This window comes from Lactobacillus hamsteri DSM 5661 = JCM 6256 (assembly GCF_000615445.1).
Taxonomy (GTDB): domain Bacteria; phylum Bacillota; class Bacilli; order Lactobacillales; family Lactobacillaceae; genus Lactobacillus; species Lactobacillus hamsteri.
This window is the reverse complement of sequence record NZ_BALY01000055.1, coordinates 1-4,594: the sequence shown is the minus strand read 5'-3', so window position 1 is coordinate 4,594 and position 4,594 is coordinate 1. Positions and strand designations below refer to the sequence as shown.

Genomic DNA, 4,594 nt, shown 5'->3' with positions numbered 1-4,594 from the left:
TAGAAAGATAGCTTATGAAACAAATAAAGATGGGCCCTAGTACTTTAAATATTCCAGCAATGGCCCTTGGAATCATGAGAATGGAAGCAAAAACGGCGACTGAAGCCGCTGAGGCAATTAGCACGGCATATAATTCAGGTATTAATTTCATTGATTCAGCTGATATTTATGGCAACGGAAAATCTGAAGAAGTATTTAATGCTGCTTTTAAGAAAACAGGTATTAGTCGAGAAAAGATGTTTATTCAATCAAAGGCTGGCATAGTTCCTGGCAAGAGATATGATTTTTCCAAAGATTATATTATCGATCGCGTAAACGGGATTCTTGACCGTATGGGAACAGACTATTTAGACAGTTTTGTATTGCATCGTCCTGACGCTTTAATGGATGCCGAAGAAGTAGCTGAAGCTTTCGATATCCTTCAGGCCAGTGGCAAAGTACGTTTCTTCGGTGTTTCTAACTTCAATGCAAGTCAAATTGAACTTTTAAGGTCTTACGTTACGCAGCCAATAATGTTTAATCAATTACAATTCGGGATTATGCATAGCGGAATGATTGATTTCAATATACATACAAATATGACTGATGAGCGATCAATTGATCATGATGGCCAATTATTAAATTATTTGCAAACTCATAAAATTACTTTACAAGCCTGGTCACCTTATCAATATGGCTTTTTTGAAGGTACGTTTATTGATAATCCAAAGTTCCCAGAGTTAAATAAAGAATTACAAAAGCTAGCAGATAAATATAAAGTAGGGAAAAATGCTATCGCTGGGGCTTGGATTTTACGTTATCCAGCTCAAATTCAAGTTTTAGTGGGCGCAATGAATCCGGATCATATTGAAGATGCGGCTAAAGCAGGGGAAATCACTTTAACTAAGCAAGAATGGTATGACATTTATCTTGCTGCTGGAAATGATTTGCCTTAAATAAAAAGCTTTCCTCTTGAACTTACTTTATGTAAGTGGTAATATTACACTTGTAAAAAGTAAGGAATAGAGAAAGGGATTGCTATGCTTACTCAAATATTAGGGATTGTTGTTATTATCACTGGATTGTTATCAATTATCCGTCCAGCTAAAGTTGAAGTTCAACGAGTTAAAAAAAGATAGAATAGAGGTATTAAAAGATGGCAAAAACATCACAAATTATTAGAAACCACCGTGAAGCTAAATTTTCTACTCGCGAATATACCCGTTGCGAAAAATGCGGTAGACCACATTCTGTTTACAGAAAATTTGGTTTGTGTAGAGAATGTATGCGTGAACTAGCTCATAAGGGACAATTACCAGGTGTTAAAAAGGCAAGCTGGTAAAAAATATATAATAATACAATAAAAAAGAATCAGGATTTCAAGATGATCCTGATTCTTTTTTGTATGTAATAGCAAATTTTTAAGTCTGATTTAACCATATATTAAATAATTCATATTATTATCGCAACTCTTTTTCCACGTTCACCAGTTTCAATCGGATATACTGCTTGCCAAAAGTATAATGAAAATTAAGATCGAAATGATTTATTTAAGAAATTCATTAACTAGCCTATTAAGATTTACTCAATACTCTCAGAAAAATACTATTCTCAATAAATATTATGAAAATTAATACTATGATTTCAATGAGTTTTGTAACCAAGCTGATATCCGACAGATATACTGATCAGAAGAGGAGCGATTCACAAACATTTCGTTACTCATTGTAACATACAAAAGTAAATATTTGTATAGTACAATGGCCTTTTTTCAAAGTTATTTTCAATAAATATTAGTTAGTTTTATTAAGTTGTTTTCTTTGTTTTTCGACAGCTGTTTGTTGAATATATTGATCAGTTGCAGAAATTCCAGTATGGCCTAATTGGGTAGCAACTACCATTACGTCTTTACTTTCATCGTAAAGTTCAGTACCTAAAGAGTGCCGTAGCTTATGTGGAGTAGTGCGATTGCCATCGGGGAAGGCTTCAGAGTATTTACCTACGAATCTTTCAACAGTATTTGAAGCGATTCTTTTGGCTTTTCCTGCATATTTTGTTAAAAATAAGGCTTGCTCATTTTTTTCTGGTTGATAACGTTGCTCACGGATTGTTAAATAATCATCAATATAAGGCATTGCCCAATCAGCAATTAATGGAGCATCTTTTTTATTGCCTTTTCGAATAACTAAAATACTTCGCTCACGTTTATTTAAGTCTTTCATATTTAATCTGACTAATTCAGACACACGAATTCCAGAACCTAAAAGAAGTGCAATAATTGCAATATCTCTTTCTTTATTAAATAGGAAGGAAGAACGTGCACGATTGCTTAATGTGTCTTCATACTGATTAGAAAGGAAGGCAAGCCACTCGTGTTTCTTTTTTCCTGTATAAAGCATTGGAGCAAATTTAGCATTACGATAAGAAATTGATTCTTTACTTCCTTTAACAAGAGGCACTTTTAACATTACATTTCGATAAAAGTACGGCTCACCATCATTTAAATCGGCAGTAACCGTTAAATAATGAAATAGGGAGCGTAAAGCGTTGATTGTTCGATTGATGGTTTTTTTACTATCACGAGTAGATTGTTTGTTTTCTCTAAAACTTAGTTCCTTCAAAAAGCTTTGAACTTGAGCAGATTGCAAGTGTTCAAGCGTAGAGAGTTCAATGTCTTTATTCGCTTTGGCATTACTGATCGCTCCTTTTTCTGGATGCTCAATATCAGCAGGTGCTTCACGAAGCCAATTAAAGAAGCGACGAAATTCAGTTAAGTATTGATAGATAGTAGTTATGGCAAGATTAGGTTGTTGAGAGTAATAAAAAACATATATAGGCATATCTTGGAGTTCTTTATCAATCAACTTGGAATATTGCTTTGCATCCATCTTATTCATCTCCTGAAGTTTGTATAGTACATATTATAGCGAACATTTGATCGAAAGTAAAAAATAATTATTAATAATGAAATCGAGGCAAATGTATTATGTTATCATAAGAAAGTCATGTTCGGTCTTTAAGTGATTATATAAATATGGAGGTATCTGTTGAAAATAATAAAAACTAAGTCATTCTGGCTAGCTGCAATCATGACGCTAATTTGTGCGGTAGCCGGAATTTTATTGGCTAAATTGCCATACGTAAACTTGATTGGAGCATTAGTTATTGCACTTTTATTAGGTATTGCAATGCAATTGACACCATCAAGTTTAAGAGCAGAAGCTAAGGGTGGTATGGGATTTATTTCAAATAAATTCTTGCGTTTAGGAATCATTTTATTAGGTTTCCGTCTTAATCTTCAAAAGCTTGCTGATGCGGGAATTAAAACAATTTTGGTTGCAGCAATTGCTGTTACAGGAACTATTTTTCTTACTTATTGGTTAAGTAAGAAATTTGGTGCTGAAGATGAATTAGCAATTTTATCAGCCTGTGGATGTGGAATTTGTGGAGCAGCCGCCGTGATGGGTGTTTCTCCTCAAATTGAAACTAATGATGAAGAAAGAAAAAGAGAAAATGAAGTTCTTGCTGTCGCAGTTGTTTGTGTAATGGGAACAGTATTTACTTTATTGGAAATTGCACTTAAACCTGTATTAGGTCTTTCTAATTCACAATTTGGTATTGTAGCTGGTGGATCACTCCATGAAATTGCTCATGCGGTTGCAGCTGGTGGTGCTTTTGGTGAAGCGAGCTTGGATAATGCTTTAATTATGAAGCTTTCAAGAGTTTTGCTTTTAGCTCCCGTGGCTTTGATCGTTGGTTATTGGTATCAACACCGTTTAGTAAAAGAAAGTGCAGAAGAACATACTAAGAAGCCTGGTAAATTACCAATTCCTTGGTTCTTAGGTGGATTTATTTTAACAAGTATTTTAGGTACATTTTTACCATTTTCTGCAAGTTTCTTAGACGCGTTAGTACAAGCAGCATACGTATTTTTAGGTATGGCAATGGCTGCTTTAGGTGTTTCTGTAAACTTTAAAGTTATCTTTAAACGTGGTGGAGCTGTCTTTGGTGCAGCAGTAATTAGTTCAATTTGCTTGTTAGTCTTTATGATTATTATGAGTAAGTTGTTCTTCTAATAAGAATTAATATATAAAAGATGTCATTAGATTTAGAATCTATGGCATCTTTTTATTTTATGCTGAGATTGCAATTCTATGGCTTTTAAGAACTTAGTTAGCAATTAATTACTAATTGAAATAGCTAAAAGCATAACTTAACAAAATACATTATTATGTTAAAAAACGGATTTATTATAATTAACATTTCAAAATTACATACATATAGATTTTGCTAATAAAAAATTATTCAGCAAATATATTTTAAGTTGCTTTATTAAAACTATAAACAACTACAAATTAATCGCAGATTTTGGTATTTAATAAATTGTAATTATTTACATATATTAAAGGATAATTTTTCTAAAAAGGGCTTTAAACATGTTTGATTAAAATTCCTGTTTTATCTAAAGACGATATATAAATTTATGAAAAGAGGCTCTTTAATATATATAAAGCTTAAAACATTAACACTAAAAAATTAATTAGGTTTAAAACGTATTTATGAGTTTATTCAAATTTAAAAATAAAATTTCTTTATATATATTTACTCATACATG

Annotated in this window: 4 protein-coding genes; 3 read left to right on the top strand and 1 reads right to left on the bottom strand. The window is 32.3% G+C overall.

The window, feature by feature from the left end:
* Positions 1 to 14 precede the first annotated feature (14 nt).
* On the top strand, positions 15 to 935 hold the full coding sequence (locus tag JCM6256_RS09015) for an aldo/keto reductase (RefSeq protein WP_025081352.1): 921 nt from the start codon (positions 15 to 17) through the stop codon (positions 933 to 935).
* 200 nt (positions 936 to 1,135) lie between these two features.
* The gene (locus tag JCM6256_RS09005) at positions 1,136 to 1,321 is read left to right on the top strand and encodes a type Z 30S ribosomal protein S14 (RefSeq protein WP_025081351.1); all 186 of its coding nucleotides are present in this window, start codon (positions 1,136 to 1,138) and stop codon (positions 1,319 to 1,321) included.
* A 451-nt stretch (positions 1,322 to 1,772) separates the two neighbouring features.
* Here the strand turns inward: JCM6256_RS09005 and xerS are convergent, their stop codons facing one another.
* On the bottom strand, positions 1,773 to 2,867 hold the full coding sequence (gene xerS, locus JCM6256_RS09000; protein WP_025081350.1) for a tyrosine recombinase XerS: 1,095 nt from the start codon (positions 2,865 to 2,867) through the stop codon (positions 1,773 to 1,775).
* Between the two features lie 201 nt (positions 2,868 to 3,068).
* Here xerS and JCM6256_RS08995 point away from each other — a divergent pair, with 201 nt between their 5' ends.
* Entirely contained in the window at positions 3,069 to 4,055 is a 987-nt protein-coding gene (locus tag JCM6256_RS08995) for a YeiH family protein (protein ID WP_420835912.1), read from the top strand.
* Positions 4,056 to 4,594 lie beyond the last annotated feature (539 nt).

Coding starts and splice junctions, on each gene's coding strand:
- JCM6256_RS09015 (WP_025081352.1), top strand. CDS start 15: ATGAAACAAATAAAGATGGGCCCTAGTACTTTAAATATTCCAGCAATG.
- JCM6256_RS09005 (WP_025081351.1), top strand. CDS start 1,136: ATGGCAAAAACATCACAAATTATTAGAAACCACCGTGAAGCTAAATTT.
- xerS (WP_025081350.1), bottom strand. CDS start 2,867: ATGGATGCAAAGCAATATTCCAAGTTGATTGATAAAGAACTCCAAGAT.
- JCM6256_RS08995 (WP_420835912.1), top strand. CDS start 3,069: ATGACGCTAATTTGTGCGGTAGCCGGAATTTTATTGGCTAAATTGCCA.